Origin of the sequence: Hyphomonas polymorpha PS728 (assembly GCF_000685315.1) — a bacterium.
GTDB lineage: Bacteria > Pseudomonadota > Alphaproteobacteria > Caulobacterales > Hyphomonadaceae > Hyphomonas > Hyphomonas polymorpha.
Window position 1 is genome coordinate 21,199 of the sequence record NZ_ARYM01000015.1, and the last position, 16,352, is coordinate 37,550.

Below are 16,352 nucleotides of genomic sequence, written 5' to 3' on the forward strand. Positions count from 1 at the left end.
ATCAACGGCGCGCCGGCAGAAGCGCGTTTCCCTGGGAGGCGAGCGACACATGACGGCATCCGCAGACGCGGCTGAAACTGGCAACGGCCACATTACCGGTTTCGGCAGCAAGCCATACCGCTCCTATGTGCTCATTGCCCTCACGCTGATCTACACGCTGAACTTCATCGATCGAACGGTGATTACCGTCGTCGCCCAGCCGATCATCAACACCTTTTCGCTAACCGATACGCAGTGGGGTCTGCTGACCGGGCCGCCTTTCGCGCTGTTCTATGCGCTGATGGGCATACCGATCGCCATGTGGGCCGACCGGGGCAACCGCGTCTTCATCATCTCGCTGTGCGTGGTCATCTGGTCTGTGATGACCGTCTTTTGCGGCCTGGCGGCGAGTTTCATCTGGCTGCTTCTCTTCCGCGTGGGCGTCGCGATCGGCGAGGCCGGCTGTACGCCGCCCGCCAACTCGATCATCACAGACTATTATCCCCCAAAGAGCCGCGCCAATGCGATCGGCATCTATTCGATGGGCGTGACCATCGGCGGGGTGATGGCTCAGCTTTTCGGCGGCGCGCTCGCCGGTCTGCAGGGCCCCGATTTCGGCAACTTCCTGGCCTCGATTGGCCTGGGCGGTCTCTTCTCGGGCATCAACTGGGAAGAGGTGGAAGGTTGGCGCCTGGTCTTCGTGATTGTCGGGGCGCCGGGCATTCTTGTTGCCCTGATCCTGTGGCTGACCACGCGCGAGCCTCCGCGCGGCTATTCAGACCCCAAGGGCAAAGCGCCGGTCGAGAAGGCCGGGTTCTTTGAAGCCTTCCGGGAATTCAGCGCAAAGCCAACCTTCTGGACGCTGTCGCTGGGCGCCGCTTTCGTTGCCTTCGTCGGCTACGGCCTGATCAGCTTCCAGGCGCCGTTCCTGATGCGCGTGCATGGCGTCAGCGTTTCGGAAGCGGCCATCCGCTATGGCGCGCCGCTCGCAGCCGTCGCCGCGTTCGGCACATTCCTCGGCGGCTTCCTGTCAGAAAAACTGTCTCCGCGCTTTCCGGCGGTGGTCGCCTGGCTTCCTGGTGTTGGCCTGCTGGTAGCTATTCCCGCCTATATCGCCGCCTTCATGACGCCGTCGCTGACGATGGCATTCTGGATGTGGATGATCGCTGCCATTGCACACTACGCGTATCTCGGCGCGCAATACACCGTGTCGACGGCCATCGTCAGCCCGCGCTCGCGCGCCACAACGGTCTCAGTCCTCCTGCTGATCGTCAGCCTTATCGGCAACGGTCTCGGCCCGATGTTTACCGGCATGATGAGCAGCGCCTTCATGGGCGGAATTATCCGCAGGAACGGGTTGGAAGAAGCCTTTACCACCTTCAATCCCGGCTTCTGCGCCAGCCGTATGGCAGAGCTCGGAGAGCTCGGCCCGGCGCTCTGCTCGGCCTACGCCGAAGGCCTGCGTCAGTCGATGGTGGCCACGGTGCTGTTCTTCGTGGTTGCCGCCGCATTCTACTTCCTCGCCTCCCGCACCTTCCTTAAGGACCGCTGGAGCCCTGCGATCTGAAAATCCGCAAAATTTGCCTGACTATTCGTGGAGACCCGAATGACCGACGCCGCCACCCCTAGCCAGACAAGCGCTACGACCCAGCCGGGCTATCTCACCGGTTTTGGGACACCGCTTTACCGCGGATATGTGCTGTCTTCACTTCTCATTGTTTACATCTTCAACTTCATCGACCGGTCGATCTTCGGGATCCTGACCGAACCGATGAAGCTCTCCCTGCAGCTTGAAGACTGGCATATGGGCGTTCTCGGGGGGCTCGCCTTCGCGATCTTCTACACCACGCTCGGCATTCCGATTGCGCGTGTCGCCGAGCGGCGCAGCCGGATGATGATCATTGTCATCTCGCTCACCCTGTGGAGCCTGATGACGGTGATGTGCGGCTTTGCGACGAGCTTCCTCACGCTGTTCATCTTCCGTCTGCTGGTAGGCGTGGGCGAAGCCGGCTGCACGCCGCCGGCCCAGTCGGTGATCGCGGATTATTTCAAGCCGACCAGCCGCGCGACGGCCGCCTCGATCTATGCGCTGGGCGTGCCCCTTGGCGGCATGCTAGCGGGCCTCTCGGCCGGTCCGATCAACGACTATGTGACGGGCGAAAACGTCTACAACCTTCTGGGCTCATGGGGCTGGACCTGGGCGCAAGGCCTGGTTGACTGGAACAGCCTTGAGGGCTGGCGGATCGCGTTCATTGCCGTGGGCCTGCCCGGCGTTCTGTTTGCCCTCATTCTTTTCTTCACCGTGAAAGAACCACCGCGCGGCTATTCGGACCCTCCGGGCGCGCCCCGCAAAGCTGTACCCGATGGGTTCGGCACCGTGCTCAAGGATCTGATGCAGAAGCCGACCTATGTTCATGTCGTTGCCGGCGCTGCGATTGCTTCCTTTGCCGGATATGGCGTCGCCGCTTTCTCCACATCCTTCCTGCTGCGCACACATGGCCTGACACTGACGCAGGCCGCGCTGATCTTCTCCCTGGTGCTCGGCCTCATGGCAGCCCTGGGCGTGTTCCTGTCCGGCTTCCTCGCTGACAAGCTGTCGGTGCGTTACCCGACGGCGCTTTCCTGGATGCCCGCCCTCGGCATGGGCCTGTCGGTGCCGCTTTACTGGCTCGGCTATCTCAGCCCCACCGTGCCGCTGATGATCCCGCCGCTGATGCTGGCCGCCACACTGCACTATTTCTATCTCGGGCCGATGTATGCCGTCTCTGCCGGCGTTGTGGACAGCCGCACGCGGGCCACGGCGGTGGCGATCACCCTGTTCGCGGTCAATCTGATCGGCATCGGCCTTGGCCCAACGCTGATCGGTTTCCTGTCCACCGGCCTCAAGACCATGATGCTCAGCGGGAATGATCTCGGGCTCACACTGTCGATGTGCAAGGATGTAACCGGGCTGGCAGCAGATCAGGTTGCGGCCTGCCGCGACGCCGATGCGCGCGGCCTGCAGTGGTCGATCATCATCTTTGCCACGCTCTATGGCTGGGCAGCGATCCATTACCTGCTGGCCGGCAAAACACTGCATCGTGACATGCTGCCGAAAACTGCGTAAGGGCGCCGCCTATGGCGGTATACACACAGGTTTCAGACGAAGCGCTCTCATCCTTCCTCGCCGAGTATGATCTCGGCGAGGCGCTGGCGTTCAAGGGCATTGCCGAGGGCGTCGAGAATTCGAACTATTATCTGGAGACCCGCAAAGGGCGCTACATTCTCACCCTCTTTGAAAAGCGGGTGAACGCGGCTGACCTGCCTTACTTCATTGGCCTCAAGCAGCATCTTTCCGCGCAGGGCTTTCCCTGCCCGCAGCCCGTGATGGGCCGGGATGGAGAGGCGCTGCGCACGCTGGAAGGCCGGCCGGCCGTGATTGTCACTTTCCTTGAGGGGCTTTCGCCCAAGCGGCCGAATGCGAGGCAATGCCGCTCGCTGGGCGAAGGGCTCGCGCGGATGCATCTGGCGCTGGGAGGCTTTGACGGGCGCCGCGAAAACGCGCTCGGGCCCGCCTCCTGGCGTCGCATGTGGGAGGGCTGCGCGGGCAATGCCGACGCGCTGCAGCCGGGCCTCTCAAATGAGGTCGATGCCTGCTTCGTCAGGATCAATGCCGCCCGCGCCTTCTCAGATCACCTGCCACGCGGCACGATCCACGCCGACCTCTTCCCGGACAATGCCTTCTTCCTGGGCGACACCTTCACGGGCGCCATCGACTTCTATTTCGCCTGCACCGACGCGCTCGCCTATGATCTCGCCGTCTGCCTCAATTCCTGGGCCTTCGAAGAAGGCAACGCGACGGACGCCTCGCGGCTGGAATACAATTTCTCCAAAGGTTCGGCGCTGATCGCGGGCTATCAGTCCGTGCGTCCGCTGGAGGCCGCAGAGCTTGAAGCGCTGCCCGCGCTCTGCCTCGGCTCAGCGATGCGTTTTTTCCTGACGCGGCTTGCCGATTGGACGTCTACACCGGCGGGCGCCCTCGTGCGGCCCAAAAACCCCCTTGAATACGCCGCTCGGCTGGCTTTCCATCGCAAGATGGAAACCGCCGAGGGCTATGGGGCATGACGGAAAACACAGCTTCCGACCCGCAAGGCAAGACGCCCGCGCCCGCTGAGGCGGCGCCCACCTATACCCTGGATATGCAGCCCAGGCGCTTCAAACGGGTCAAGCTGGCAGTTTTCCTGTGCGCCCTCGTTGCCTGCCTGTCCGTCGCGATTATCGGCTTTCTGGTGCTGGCGCTGAGCGCCATCTTTACGGGCCTCGGCGGCATGGGCGCAGGACCGCCAACAGGCGCCGGGGAGTTCGGCGGCGGCTTCCTGCTGGCAGCCCAGCTTTCAGCGCTGAATTTCATTCTGTTTTTCATCACCATCCCTGCCGCCGCAATTGTGATGGGACTTTCCGTTGCCCGCTTTCCCTATCGGCGTATCGCCGGGGTGAAATCCTATCTTCGCTGGGGGGCCATCTGGGGCGCCTTTCTTGTTGGCGGGACAACCTGCCTGTTCGGGCTGACCGACAGCTTCGCCTCCGGCCTCGGCGCGCTGGTTGGGGGGGCTTCCATCGGAGGCGTCGCCGGCACCTTCTGCGGCTTTCTTTTCCACACGATCGTGCAGCCGGCCCGGCAACTCACGCAATTGGATGTAAGCGTCTTCTAAAGCCCGCCTTGACGCAGGCGCCGAAGCCCCGCACCTCGCGATGATGACTGATGATGTAATCGAAATCTGGACCGATGGCGCCTGCAGCGGGAATCCCGGGCCCGGTGGCTGGGGCGCGCTGATCCGCTGGAACGGCCATGAGAAGGAACTCTATGGCGGCGATCCGGCGACGACCAACAACCGGATGGAAATGACCGCTGTGGTCGAAGCGCTGAACGCCCTCAAGCGTCCGTCCAAGGTCACGCTCAATGTTGACTCCACTTATGTGAAGGACGGCCTGACCAAATGGATCAAGGGCTGGAAACGCAATGGCTGGAAAACCGCCGACAAGAAGCCGGTGAAAAACCAGGAGCTCTGGATGGCGATGGACGAAGCCTGCAAACGCCATGATATCACCTGGAAATGGGTGAAGGGCCACAATGGCGACGAAGGCAATGAGCGCGCCGACGCCCTCGCGCGCAAAGGCACCGATGAGGCGCGCGGGCGGAAATAGCCGCCGCTTCCTCTGCCTGCCGATACTCTGTCAACAGACATGAAAACGCCCGGAAAGTCTGGCTTTCCGGGCGCTCAATTTCAAATCTCAACGGAAGCTCAGGCGGCTTCCTCGATCTCGCCAGCCTTCTGGCCGGGACGCGGATCACGGAGCACATAGCCACGGCCCCAGACGGTTTCGATATAGTGGTTGCCACCGGTGGCCTGCTGCAGCTTTTTGCGCAGCTTACAGATGAAGACGTCGATAATCTTCAGCTCTGGTTCGTCGAGGCCGCCATAAAGGTGGTTGAGGAACATTTCCTTGGTGAGCGTCGTTCCCTTGCGCAGGGAAAGCAGCTCGAACATGGCGTATTCCTTGCCGGTGAGGTGGACGCGCTCGCCTTCCACTTCGACCGTCTTGGCGTCGAGGTTCACCAGGATCTCGCCCGTGCGGATCACGCTCTCGGCATGGCCTTTGGAGCGGCGCACAATGGCGGTGATGCGGGCGATCAGCTCGTCCTTGTTGAACGGCTTGGTGAGGTAGTCGTCCGCGCCGTAGCCGAGGGTTTTCACCTTGGCTTCAATGTCCGGATTGCCCGAGAGGATCATGACGGGCGTGTTCACACGGCTCATGCGGAGCTGCTTGAGAACTTCAAAGCCTGTGATGTCAGGCAGCGACAGATCCAGGAGGATCATGTCGAACTCGTAGACCTTGCCGATATCAACGCCGTCTTCCCCCAGATCAGTGAGATAGACGTTGAAGCCAGCGGCTTTGAGCATCAGCTCGATCGAACGGGCCAGCGCCCGATCATCTTCAATTAGCAGGACGCGCATCGCTCGTCTCCCGAATCATCTTAAAGTCAGTCGTAGCTGTTTTGGTTAACATTGTGAATCCTAACGTACCTTTATTAACAGGTATTAAAAAAGCGTTGGACCACAGACGAAATGATTCACTTTCCCTGAACGGATCAGTTGCCAAGCTCTGCGGAGGCCTGGCCCATCATGACCTGGGCCACCGCGATCACATCCTGAACAGGCTGGGCCTGGGGATCGATTGACATCAGCGTCTTCTGACACCGGATTGCATCGCGAACCTTCGGGTCGCGCATGACCGTACCCGCAAGGCGAGGCCGGAAACCGAGGAAGGTCTGGCAGGCGCGCGCAATGGCTTCATAGGTACGTTGACCTGCCGCGCGCGTATCGGCCTGGTTGATGCAGATCAGCGGCTCAACCGACGGGGCATAGCCGCGCAGCACCTTGATGAAGGCGTAGGCATCGGTCATCGAGGCGGGATCATCGGTAATGACGATCAGCGCCTTGTCGCCCGAGCGGGCGAGCCGCATGCAGTTGGCTTCGATGCCGGCGCCAAGATCAATCACCACATGGTCATATTGCAGCGCCAGCGCCGAGAGACCGGCCGCAAGGCGCGCAACTTCTTCCGTGGGCAGCTCAGCCAGCGCACCGGAGCCCGAACGGCCCGGCAGCACATCGAACCCGCCATGGCCTGCGCCGCCATCAATCGGGGTAACTGCGTCTTCAAGCTCAACCCAGCCAGCCACCACAGCCGCCAGATCCGTCTCCGGCGCGATGCCCAGCTGAACGTCGACATTGGCAAGGCCAAGATCGCCATCCACCAGCAAAACACGGCGGCCGGCCTGCGCCAGGGACGAGGCCAGAGAGATGGATACAAAGGTCTTGCCGACCCCGCCCTTGCCACTGGCAACGGTGATGACGGAAGCCGGCGTCACGCGCGGGGGCGGACGAACGGGCGGGCGGTCTTGCGATCTGCGAAGGGCAAAGCTCATGGGATCATGCAGCTCCTCTGAGGGCAATCACATCGCCGCGGGCGTCTTCCATAAGAAGCGCAGCAAGACGTGACGGGGCGGCCGGGACGAGCCCGCCACCAATGAACGGCGTGATTGCCAGATGCGAGAATGCGATACCTGATGAGGTAAGAGCCGCGATGGCCCCGCCCCGGCGGCGTACAACATCAAGCTTGGTCAGGATAGCGCGGCGAACACCTGCGCGGTGGAAAGCGCGGGCGGACTCGGCCAGATCGTCCGGGTGCCCCTCAGCAGAAAGGACCAGCACCGGCTCGGCGCGGATGGCAGCCACGAGATCGCCAAGGCTCGCCAGATCATCGCCCTCGAAGGGGTTGATAGCCGGCAGGTCGATCACGCAGCGGCGGCTTTCATTGCGCAGGGATCTCAGCTCACTGAACAGCGCATCGGGCGTTTCAGCCACCCGGATCTGCCCGCGCTCGCGCTCGAGATAGGCAGCCAATTGCTCACCGGCTGCAGACCCGTCGAGGTCAGCCGCCAGCGGCGTGATCTCGGCCCGCGCCACCGAAGCGCGGCGGGTCAGCTTCGCTGCTGTCGAGGTGCGGCCATGGCCGGGCGGACCAACGAGAAGAATGTCGCGGTCCAGGCGGGCCGGAATAGGATCGCAGGTCACAAGGCGCGACAGGCCCTCGGCCATCGCCTCCTCAGGCGTCGAGAACTCGCCCGGGCGGCGGCCAGCGCCTTCATTGGCCACACGCTCGGCAAAGCGTTGCGGGGCGCCATGCCACAGCAGCGCGTCCCGCACGCGGGCAAAGATCGGATTGTCCACGCCGCGGCCATGGCCGAGATTGCGGGCGTCGCGCAGGAAGAGCGGCTCGTTCCCGGCAGCTGATGCGCCTTTCCGGTCGGTGGCCGCGCGCACTTCCACGCCGCCATCTACTTCGCGCTCGGACAGGATCACCGCATCCGCGCCCATTTCCGCAAAGATCATCGCCTTGGCAGCTTCCATCGATTCTGCGGCGAACATCTTCATGCGCATGGGCGTCGTGTCCTCAGGTTACGCTGCGGCGGGAGTGGGGAGTGATTCTCTGGGGCGCCGCTGAACTCGATTTGATCAAGCCGCCCAAAGGTTAATTTTTTCCGAAATTGCGTTAGGGTTTACAGGAAATTCAGGAAAGCAGGGTGTTTGTAACGTTTCGCGGACCCGACTGGCCTTGCTGGCTGGACGGCCTATCCTGACATCAGGAAAACGCAGGGAAACGTCATGCCGCTGACAGAAATTCCAGCGATTACAGGGCTTGGGCTCGGGGCAGCGATGGGGCTGGGCGCCCTCCTTGTGCCCGAATGGGCTTCGGGTGTCGTCCGCCTCAAAGCCGATCCGGCAAAGGGCGGGGGCTATTCGGAGTTCCGCGCCACATATGGCGGCCTTCTCTTCCTGGTTCACGCTGTAGCGCTGGGCATTGTGCTGCTCACCCCGCCGGCCGGGTCTGCCCTGGCGGTGATGCCGATTGCAGCGGGATGGTTTGGCGCAGCGTTTGGCCGGGTGGTTTCGCTGCTGTTTGATCGTTCGAAACTCGGCGATACGCGCATCATCCCGATCTGGATGGCCACTGAGGTGGCGCTCGGCCTTGCTATTGGCGCGCCAGTCCTGCAATTCCTCGGCTGAAGCCACATAGAAAGACACTGCCATGACGGAGCGTCGCGAGACGGCCCGCCCGAACCGGAAACCTTCCGGCGCGAAACGGCCCGCCCCTGCCCACAAATCTGCTGCCGCCCGGGCCGACTGGTCGGAAGGCGAGCGTATCGCCAAATATCTGGCGCGGGCGGGCATTGCCTCCCGCCGCGAGGTCGAACGCCTGATCGAGGCGGGCGAAGTGACCGTTAACGGCCAGAAGCTGACATCCCCAGCCTTCAAGGTGACCGGCAAGGAGCTGATCAAGGTTGGCCGCAAGACGGTTCGGGCGCCTGATGCCAGCCGCCTCTGGCGTTACCACAAGCCTGCTGGCCTGATCACCACCACCAACGATCCGGCCGGCCGGCGCACGATTTTCGACGAGCTGCCCAAATCCCTGCCCCGGACCGTTACCGTTGGCCGGCTCGACCTGACCACCGAGGGCCTGCTCCTCCTCACCAATGATGGGGAACTCGCCCGCTTCCTGGAACTGCCGAAATCGGCGCTCGAGCGCACCTACCGCGTCCGCGCCAAGGGAACGGTGACGCAGCTGAAGATCGACGAACTGGCGAGCGGCATTACGGTCGAGGGCGTGAAATACCAGCCGATCAAGGCGGTGTTCGACCGGGAGATGGGCGCCAACTCCTGGCTGACCGTGACACTGACAGAGGGCAAGAACCGGGAAGTGCGCAAGGCGCTGGAATCGGTGGGCCTTACGGTGAACCGCCTGATCCGGGTGAGTTATGGCCCGTTTGTGCTGGCAGATCTGAAACCAGGCCAGGTGGATCAGGTGCCCTCCGACCTCCTCGAAGCGGCGCTGGCAGAGCTGGGCCACAAGGTCGATTCTGCGCCCGCCAAGCCCGCTCCTGCCCCTAAGTCACGCCTTGGCAGGCGGGGGCCTTCGACTAGAGTAAAGGGAAAGCGGGCCTAGATCCGCACCCCACGCTCTGGAGGCTTTTCACATGTCCGATACAGCTGTGCTGGCGGTTCCGCCGGACACAAAGAAAGACCCTGCGCGCCGCATGAGCGAAGCAGCAGCGGCCACCTGCGATCAGATCGTCACCCCGGCCGTCTATGCCGACCAGGCGGCGCTGGACGCGGCCTTCAAGCGGCTGCGCGCCGAAGATCCGCTGGCCTGGTGCGAGCCTGAAGGCTTCCGTCCCTTCTGGGCGGCCACCAAGCATGCCGACATCATGGATATTTCTCGCCAGAACCAGCTGTTCACAAACGGCCAGCGCGAGATGCTCTCCTATCACGAGGCGGAGAAGGGCGTTTACGCCAAGTTCGGCCAGCCCCACCTTCTGAAAACCCTCGTCCAGCTGGACGACCCGCTGCACTACAAGCTGCGCCACCTGACCCAGGAATGGTTCATGCCGCAGAATGTGAAGAAGCGCGAAGACGCCATCAAATCCATCGCCAAACAGTATGTCGACCGGATGGAAGACATGGGCGGGGAGTGCGATTTCCAGCGCGATGTGGCGCTCTATTATCCCTTGCGCGTGATCATGCAGATCCTCGGTGTTCCGGAATCGGATGAACCGATGATGCTGAAGCTGACGCAGGAGATTTTCGGCGCGCAGGATGAAGACCTGATGCGCGACAAATCCCTCGCCGAGGAGCGCGATGTGGAAAAGGGCCTCGCCTCGATCCAGGCGACGCTGGCCGAATTCTTCATGTACTTCACCAACATCACGGCCGACCGGCGCGCCACCCCGAAGGATGATGTCTCCACCGTCATCGCCAATGGCATGGTGGACGGCGAGCCGATCGGCCAGCTGGAAGCGATGAGCTATTACATCATCGTGGCCGCTGCGGGCCATGACACAACCAGCGCATCGACCGGCGGCGGCGTGCTCGGCATGCTGCAGAACCCGTCCGAGCTGAAAAAGATGATGGCCGATCCAAAGGCCGTCTCGCGCACGGCCGTGGACGAAGCCATCCGCTGGACGACGCCGGTGAAGCATTTCATGCGCACCGCGCAGGATGACTATGAACTCCGGGGCAAGAAGATCCTGAAAGGGGAGAGCGTTCTGCTCTGCTATCCGTCGGGCAACCGGGATGAGGAAGTCTTCGACGATCCCTTCACCTTCCGCGCCGACCGCTCGCCCAACAAGCTGATCTCCTTCGGCTATGGCGGCCATATGTGCCTCGGGATGCACCTTGCCCGCCTCGAAATGCAGGCGATCTATGAGGAGCTGTTCAGCCGCGTGAAATCGATCGAGCTGGCCGGAGAGCCGAGCTTCATCAAGGCCAACTTCGTCGGCGGCCCGAAATCCATCCCGGTACGGTACAAATTCTAGTTAATCGCCTCCCTGAGGGGAGGCGCCATCACAATGAGCAGGATCAATGACGCTTCTGAATGTCACCGAAACCTATCAGGTTGAAAGCCCGCCGAAGGAACCGAAATTCGGCAAGGCTCACGCCCTCACGCCGCCGGTGGACCTGACCCAGCCGACCGTCTTCTCGGACAATGGTGGCTACACTCATGACGCGTTCGCGACAATGCGCGAGAAAGCCCCCGTCATGTGGCATCCGGAAGTCCTCGGCGCAGGATTCTGGGCCGTTACGTCCTACGATCTGGTGAAGAAAGTCGAGCTGGCGCCCGAAACTTTCTCATCCCAGAAAGGCGGCATCCTGATGAATTACGGTATGGAGGGCGTTCCGCGCCATCCGCTGCTGCATTCCTCTTCGCTGAACTCGCTGATCAATCTGGACCGGCCCTTCCACACGCCGCTCCGCATGGAGCATATGGCCTATTTCCGCGCCGACTTTGTTGCCGAACTTCGCAAGCGCGTGGATGTGGAGGTCAACCGTCTGCTCGACGCGATGGAGAAGCAGGGGCCCGTGGTCGACATGGTGGAGATGTTCTCTGCCGAACTGCCGCTTTTCACGCTCTGCGAAATCCTCGGCGTGCCGCCGGCCGACCGGCCGAAGCTCGTCCACTGGATGCACTTCCTGGAGACCTCGCAATACCAGGCCCAGCAGGAAGGTCTCGGCAATGTGACGCCTGAGCAGATCATGACCTTCATGACCGAAATCCAGGCCATGTTCGAATATGGGCGCTACCTGCTGGATGAGCGGCGCAAAAATCCGCAGCCGGACCTTCTCTCCGCCATCGCCAATGTGCAGATCGACGGCAAGCCGCTCTCGCCGGAATTCCTCGATGGTTCCTGGCTGCTGATCGTCTTTGCGGGGAACGATACCACGCGCAACTCCCTCTCGGGAACCATGCGCCTGCTGACGGAAAATCCGCATCTGCGCGAGCAGCTGAAGGAGAAGCCCGAGCGCTTCCCCAATTTCGTGCATGAAGCCATCCGCATGGTCACACCTGTCACCTATATGCGCCGCACCGCCACGCAGGACACCGAACTGGGTGACCAGAAGATCGCTGCGGGCGAAAAGGTCGTGATGTATTATCCGGCCGCCAACCGTGACCCGGCAAAGTTTGCAGATCCCAACACCTTCGACATCGACCGCGCCAACGCCAAGGAACATCTTTCCTTCGGCCATGGACCGCATGTTTGCCTTGGCCAGCGTGTGGCGAACATGCAGCTGGAATCGGCCTACCGGAACATTCTCAGCCGCTTCCCGAATGTGCGATGGACCGGTGAGCAGACAATTGCGCCGAACAACTTCGTGCATGCGATCTCGTCGCTGATGGTGGATCTCGGCAAATGAGCGTCGTTCTCCGCGAAGACCGCGATGGGCTGGCCATCCTGACGCTGAACCGCCCGGACAAGCTCAACTCGCTCACCGTGGGTATGTTCGAGGAGCTGCGCAAACATGTGCTCGCGCTCTACAAGGACGACTCCATCGGCTGCGTGGTATTGCGCGGCGCCGGGCGGTGTTTCTCCGCCGGGCACGATCTTGCCGATATCGCCGAAGGCGAAGCTGTGCCCTCGCGCGGCTGGCATTCGGAAACCCTCCGCCTGATGGAGCGCCTGCCCAAACCGGTGATCGCTGCCGTGCACGGGCATTGTTACACCGGCGCCCTGGAAGTGGCGCTGGCGGCCGATTTCATCATCGCCGCCGAAAGCGCAAAGTTTGGCGACACTCACGCCAAATGGGCGCTCACCCCGATCTGGGGCATGAGCCAGCGCCTGCCCCGGCGCGTCGGCATTGCCACCGCCAAGCGCCTGATGTTCACCGCCGAAATGTTCGGCGCCGCCGAGGCGCACCGGATGGGCCTTGCAGAACTCGTTGTTCCGGATGCGGAATTTGATGCCGCCATCGACGGAATCGCCCGTCAGATCCTCGCAAATTCACCGTTCAGTCATGCTGCCAACAAACGCCTTCTGGAGGCAACGGACGCGCGGGATATGGACAGCGGCCTGCAATGGGAAATACTTAACAATGAGGGTGTAGGCCCGGACATGCAGGCTCGCATCGGCGCATTCATGGGGAAAGGCCGCAGCTGAGCCCTGAAAAGGGGACAAGACATGGCTGACTTTCTGATCCGTCGCGGCAATCTGCGCGACACAAGCTGGACCGAAACGCCTGCGGCTCCGCTCGCTGACGGCCAGGCCCGCCTGAAGGTCGATGCCTTCGCGCTCACCGCAAACAACGTCACCTATGCCACGTTTGGCGAGGCGATGGGCTATTGGAGTTTCTTCCCTGCCGCCGATCCGGCCTTTGGCCGCGTGCCGGTCTGGGGCTTTGCGACCGTGACCGAGTCGAAAGCCGAGGGCGTCGCGCCCGGCGCGCGGGTCTATGGCTACCTGCCGGTCTCCGAACAGTTCGACGTTTCACCTATCCGCGTCAGCGCGGCGAGCTTCATGGACGGCGCCGCCCACCGTCAGGGCCTCGCGCCGATCTACAACACCTACATCTTCAACGCCGCGGACCCCTCCTACGATCCCGCCTTCGAAGCCCAGCAGATGCTGTTCCGTCCGCTGTTCACCACCGGCTGGATGATCGATGACTGCCTGATGGAAACGGGCGCGGACATTCCCGAAACCGTCGTCATCTCCTCTGCCTCGTCGAAAACGGCCCTGGCGCTTGCCCATTGCCTGAAACAGCGGGGCGCCGTGGAAGCCATCGGCCTCACCTCACCGGCCAACAAGGCCTTTGTCGAAGCCTCCGGCCTCTATGCGCGCACCACCACCTATGATGAAGTCGACAGCCTGCATGCCCGCGGCCTCACCGCATATGTGGATTTCCTTGGCCGCCCGGCGCTGACAGCCGATGTCCATCACGCCCTGAAAGACCGGCTGGTGCGCAGCCTGGTGATTGGCGTGACAGATTGGGAAGGCAATCGCGCGCCGGTGGAGGCGCCCGGCCCCCAGCCGGAATTCTTCTTTGTACCAACATATGCCGCCGAGCGTGCCAAGGCGCTGGGGGCGGATGAACTCAATGCGCGGACGGGCAAATCTCTGGCGGGTTTCTATGCTGCCTCGTCAAAATACCTGACGCCGGAACATCAGAAGGGCCGCGCCGCCATCGAGACAGCCTGGCGCCAGACGCTGGACGCCAAGGTCTCCCCGTCGACCGGCCTGATCCTCAGCTTCTGAGGCTTCAGCGCGGCTTTACCGTGAACTCGGTCCGGCGATTGCGGGCATGCGCCTCAGCCGTCGAACCTGTGTCGATCGGGCGGCTTTCGCCATAGCCCACCGCTTTCAGCGTCTCTTCGGGCAGCCCCTTGCCGATCAGATAGGCGCGCAGGGCATCGGCCCGCTCTTGCGAGACGCGCAAATTATAGTCGTCCGCGCCGCGTGTATCCGTATGCGTACCAATCTCGATCCCGAAGGCCCGGCAGAGCATGGCAACCCCGCCCAGCGCATCAACCAGCGGCAGGCTGACCGGGGAGATATTGGCATTGCCGGTGCCAAACTGAATGACCCGGTCCCTGGAGGTCGCATTGAACGCCGCCTGACAGCTTTCCGCCGTGGTCAATTGACCCGCCAGCGCCGCCAGCGGCACGCCGAGGCCCTCTTCGCCGCCCTCAACTGAAATGCCATCCACGACCAGCATCCCGGCAGCCCCCGCGCGCGGATGCCCCTCAATGGCGGCCAATCCGGCAGCAAGGCCCTGCGCCTTGGCGCCGGCGTCCGGCGCTGAGCCGGTCACCACGGCCACCTGATCGCGCATGGTGATGCCAAGCCAGTCAATTCCTGCGGCCTGCAGCCCTGTCTGAATTTCCTGCGCCCAGAGCGCCGGATTATTGGCGGCAAGTTCCGGCGGCGTTGTGCTCACCAGCAGGCGGCCATCCCGCATCTCATACATCCCGTCCGCAATCGGCACACATTCGTCTCCGCCCGCCGTTGAGGCGGCTGGGGCCGCCGCACGGGTAGAAGCAGGGGCCGTGTCGCTACAGGCGCCCAGCGTCAGAAACGCGGCCGAAACAAGCAGGCAGGAGCGGATAGCCATGACTTTCCTCACAGGGGTAACGCCGGCGCAGGCAGGATTTACCATCATAAATGCATAAGCGGTGCAGCCCCCGCCGTCAAAGCGGGAGGCCGCGTCCCTGTCGCCCTGCAAATTACTTGCCGGACTTGTAGACCTCTCCGCCCTTCATCACGAACTCGACCGCCTCAAGCACGCGGATGTCTTTCAGCGGGTCTTTGGTCACCGCAATCAGGTCGGCATATTTGCCCGGCTCCAGCGTGCCGATGTCCTTGGCCATTTCAAGGTGCTCGGACGCCACGACCGTCGCTGACCGGATGGCTTCTTCGGGCGTGAACCCAGCCTCAACCATCAGCGCAAATTCCCGGGCATTGTCCCCATGGCGCGAGACGCCGGTATCGGTGCCAAAGGCCACCGCCACACCGCCCTCATGCGCCCGGCGCAGCATCTCCAGCATCAACGGCCCAACCTGCGCCGCCTTGGCCCGTGACGGCGCCGGCAGCCAGGGTTCATTCGTCCAGCCGGTCACCGTCGCCCCTGCCAGCACGGTGGGCACCAGAATGGCGCCGCTTTGCTTGAACAGCGCAATAGACTCGGCATCCAGGTACGTGCCGTGCTCGATGGAATCGATGCCGGCGCGCAGCGCCGCATCTACCCCGCTCTTGCCATGGGCATGCGCGGTCACCTTGCGGCCCATCTTGTGAGCGGCGTCCACGATGGCGGCCAGCTCCTCATCGGTGAATTGCTGTTCCAGCCCCGCAGCGGTGTTGGACAACACTCCGCCGGTCGCGGTGATCTTGATGAGATCGGCGCCTTCCTTGATCTGCTGGCGCACGGCCCGGCGGCAATCATCAGCGCCGTTGCAGATGCTGCTGCCCGTGAAGGCTGCCATCACGCGCGAGGAATAGCCGTTGATGTCCCCATGCCCGCCGGTGATCGCGACGCTGCTTCCGGAGGCACGCATACGCGGGCCCGGCACAGCGCCGCGCGCAATGGCGTCGCGCAGGCCGAAAATGGAATCGTTGGGCGCGCCCACATCCTGAACCGTGGTGAACCCCGCCTTCAGCGTTACCAGTGCAAAGGCAGCGCCATCAAAAGCGGTGTCGACCTCGGAATCCTCGAAATCCTTGATGCGCCCGCCCGGCCCGTTCTCGCTGGTGATGTGCACATGGCTGTCGATCAGCCCCGGCAGCACATAGGCGTCTCGCAGATTGATCACCGTATAGTTCTTCGGCGTCGAATAGCCGGCCGTGATCGACACGATGCGGCCATCTTCAACCAGGATTGTCTGGCGGGTCAGATAGCCTTCGCCCGGCTTGGCGAGCACATGGCCGGCATGGATGACGGCATCCTCGGCGATAGCCGGGGCTGACAGGGTGAGCGCGCCGAGCGCGGCGGCAATCAGTTTCTTCACGG

Annotated in this window: 16 protein-coding genes; 11 read left to right on the top strand and 5 right to left on the bottom strand. The window is 62.7% G+C overall.

The window, feature by feature from the left end:
* Positions 1 to 49: 49 nt before the first annotated feature.
* The 5 genes from HPO_RS13060 to rnhA are packed head-to-tail and all read left to right on the top strand — an operon-like array spanning position 50 to position 5,163.
* The gene (locus tag HPO_RS13060; RefSeq protein WP_035599625.1) at positions 50 to 1,546 is read left to right on the top strand and encodes a spinster family MFS transporter; all 1,497 of its coding nucleotides are present in this window, start codon (positions 50 to 52) and stop codon (positions 1,544 to 1,546) included.
* 39 nt (positions 1,547 to 1,585) lie between these two features.
* Positions 1,586 to 3,085, top strand: coding sequence for a spinster family MFS transporter (locus HPO_RS13065; RefSeq protein ID WP_035599627.1), 1,500 nt, complete (start codon positions 1,586 to 1,588; stop codon positions 3,083 to 3,085).
* An 11-nt stretch (positions 3,086 to 3,096) separates the two neighbouring features.
* Entirely contained in the window at positions 3,097 to 4,083 is a 987-nt protein-coding gene (locus HPO_RS13070) for a homoserine kinase (RefSeq protein ID WP_035599630.1), read from the top strand.
* Positions 4,080 to 4,670, top strand: a complete 591-nt coding sequence (locus tag HPO_RS13075; RefSeq protein ID WP_035599632.1) for a hypothetical protein — start codon at positions 4,080 to 4,082, stop codon at positions 4,668 to 4,670. Before HPO_RS13070 ends, HPO_RS13075 begins: the two co-directional genes overlap by 4 nt.
* Positions 4,671 to 4,713: 43 nt before the next feature.
* Positions 4,714 to 5,163, top strand: coding sequence for a ribonuclease HI (rnhA, locus tag HPO_RS13080; protein WP_035599815.1), 450 nt, complete (start codon positions 4,714 to 4,716; stop codon positions 5,161 to 5,163).
* A gap of 98 nt (positions 5,164 to 5,261) precedes the next feature.
* On the opposite strand, the gene ctrA is transcribed toward rnhA, so the two are convergent.
* The 3 genes from ctrA to HPO_RS13095 all read right to left on the bottom strand — a co-directional run bounded on the left by ctrA (position 5,262) and on the right by HPO_RS13095 (position 7,961).
* Positions 5,262 to 5,975: a response regulator transcription factor CtrA gene (ctrA, locus tag HPO_RS13085; protein WP_035599634.1), complete on the bottom strand. Its 714-nt coding sequence runs from the start codon at positions 5,973 to 5,975 to the stop codon at positions 5,262 to 5,264.
* Positions 5,976 to 6,109: 134 nt separating this feature from the next.
* On the bottom strand, positions 6,110 to 6,946 hold the full coding sequence (locus HPO_RS13090; protein ID WP_035599637.1) for a nucleotide-binding protein: 837 nt from the start codon (positions 6,944 to 6,946) through the stop codon (positions 6,110 to 6,112).
* A gap of 4 nt (positions 6,947 to 6,950) precedes the next feature.
* Positions 6,951 to 7,961 carry a flagellar biosynthesis protein FlhF gene (locus HPO_RS13095; protein WP_035599641.1) on the bottom strand — a complete coding sequence of 337 codons (1,011 nt, stop codon included), beginning with the start codon at positions 7,959 to 7,961 and terminating at the stop codon, positions 6,951 to 6,953.
* Positions 7,962 to 8,186: 225 nt separating this feature from the next.
* Between HPO_RS13095 and HPO_RS13100 the strand changes: the two genes are divergently transcribed.
* Genes HPO_RS13100 through HPO_RS13125 form a run of 6 tightly spaced genes read left to right on the top strand, consistent with a single transcriptional unit; the run spans position 8,187 to position 14,104 of the window.
* Positions 8,187 to 8,588, top strand: a complete 402-nt coding sequence (locus HPO_RS13100) for a hypothetical protein (protein ID WP_035599644.1) — start codon at positions 8,187 to 8,189, stop codon at positions 8,586 to 8,588.
* Between the two features lie 22 nt (positions 8,589 to 8,610).
* Positions 8,611 to 9,525 carry a pseudouridine synthase gene (locus HPO_RS13105; RefSeq protein WP_035599647.1) on the top strand — a complete coding sequence of 305 codons (915 nt, stop codon included), beginning with the start codon at positions 8,611 to 8,613 and terminating at the stop codon, positions 9,523 to 9,525.
* 31 nt (positions 9,526 to 9,556) lie between these two features.
* Entirely contained in the window at positions 9,557 to 10,894 is a 1,338-nt protein-coding gene (locus HPO_RS13110) for a cytochrome P450 (protein ID WP_157532832.1), read from the top strand.
* Between the two features lie 46 nt (positions 10,895 to 10,940).
* Entirely contained in the window at positions 10,941 to 12,272 is a 1,332-nt protein-coding gene (locus tag HPO_RS13115) for a cytochrome P450 (RefSeq protein WP_233349131.1), read from the top strand.
* Positions 12,269 to 13,012, top strand: coding sequence for an enoyl-CoA hydratase/isomerase family protein (locus tag HPO_RS13120; RefSeq protein WP_035599651.1), 744 nt, complete (start codon positions 12,269 to 12,271; stop codon positions 13,010 to 13,012). The genes HPO_RS13115 and HPO_RS13120 overlap by 4 nt, the downstream gene beginning before the upstream one ends.
* Positions 13,013 to 13,033: 21 nt before the next feature.
* The gene (locus HPO_RS13125) at positions 13,034 to 14,104 is read left to right on the top strand and encodes a DUF2855 family protein (protein ID WP_035599654.1); all 1,071 of its coding nucleotides are present in this window, start codon (positions 13,034 to 13,036) and stop codon (positions 14,102 to 14,104) included.
* A 4-nt stretch (positions 14,105 to 14,108) separates the two neighbouring features.
* Here the strand turns inward: HPO_RS13125 and HPO_RS13130 are convergent, their stop codons facing one another.
* Complete coding sequence (locus HPO_RS13130) at positions 14,109 to 14,960, bottom strand: OmpA family protein (RefSeq protein WP_162174045.1); 852 nt, start codon at positions 14,958 to 14,960, stop codon at positions 14,109 to 14,111.
* A 112-nt stretch (positions 14,961 to 15,072) separates the two neighbouring features.
* Positions 15,073 to 16,350 (bottom strand): metal-dependent hydrolase family protein, encoded by a 1,278-nt coding sequence (locus HPO_RS13135; RefSeq protein ID WP_035599657.1) that lies wholly within the window; start codon positions 16,348 to 16,350, stop codon positions 15,073 to 15,075.
* Positions 16,351 to 16,352 lie beyond the last annotated feature (2 nt).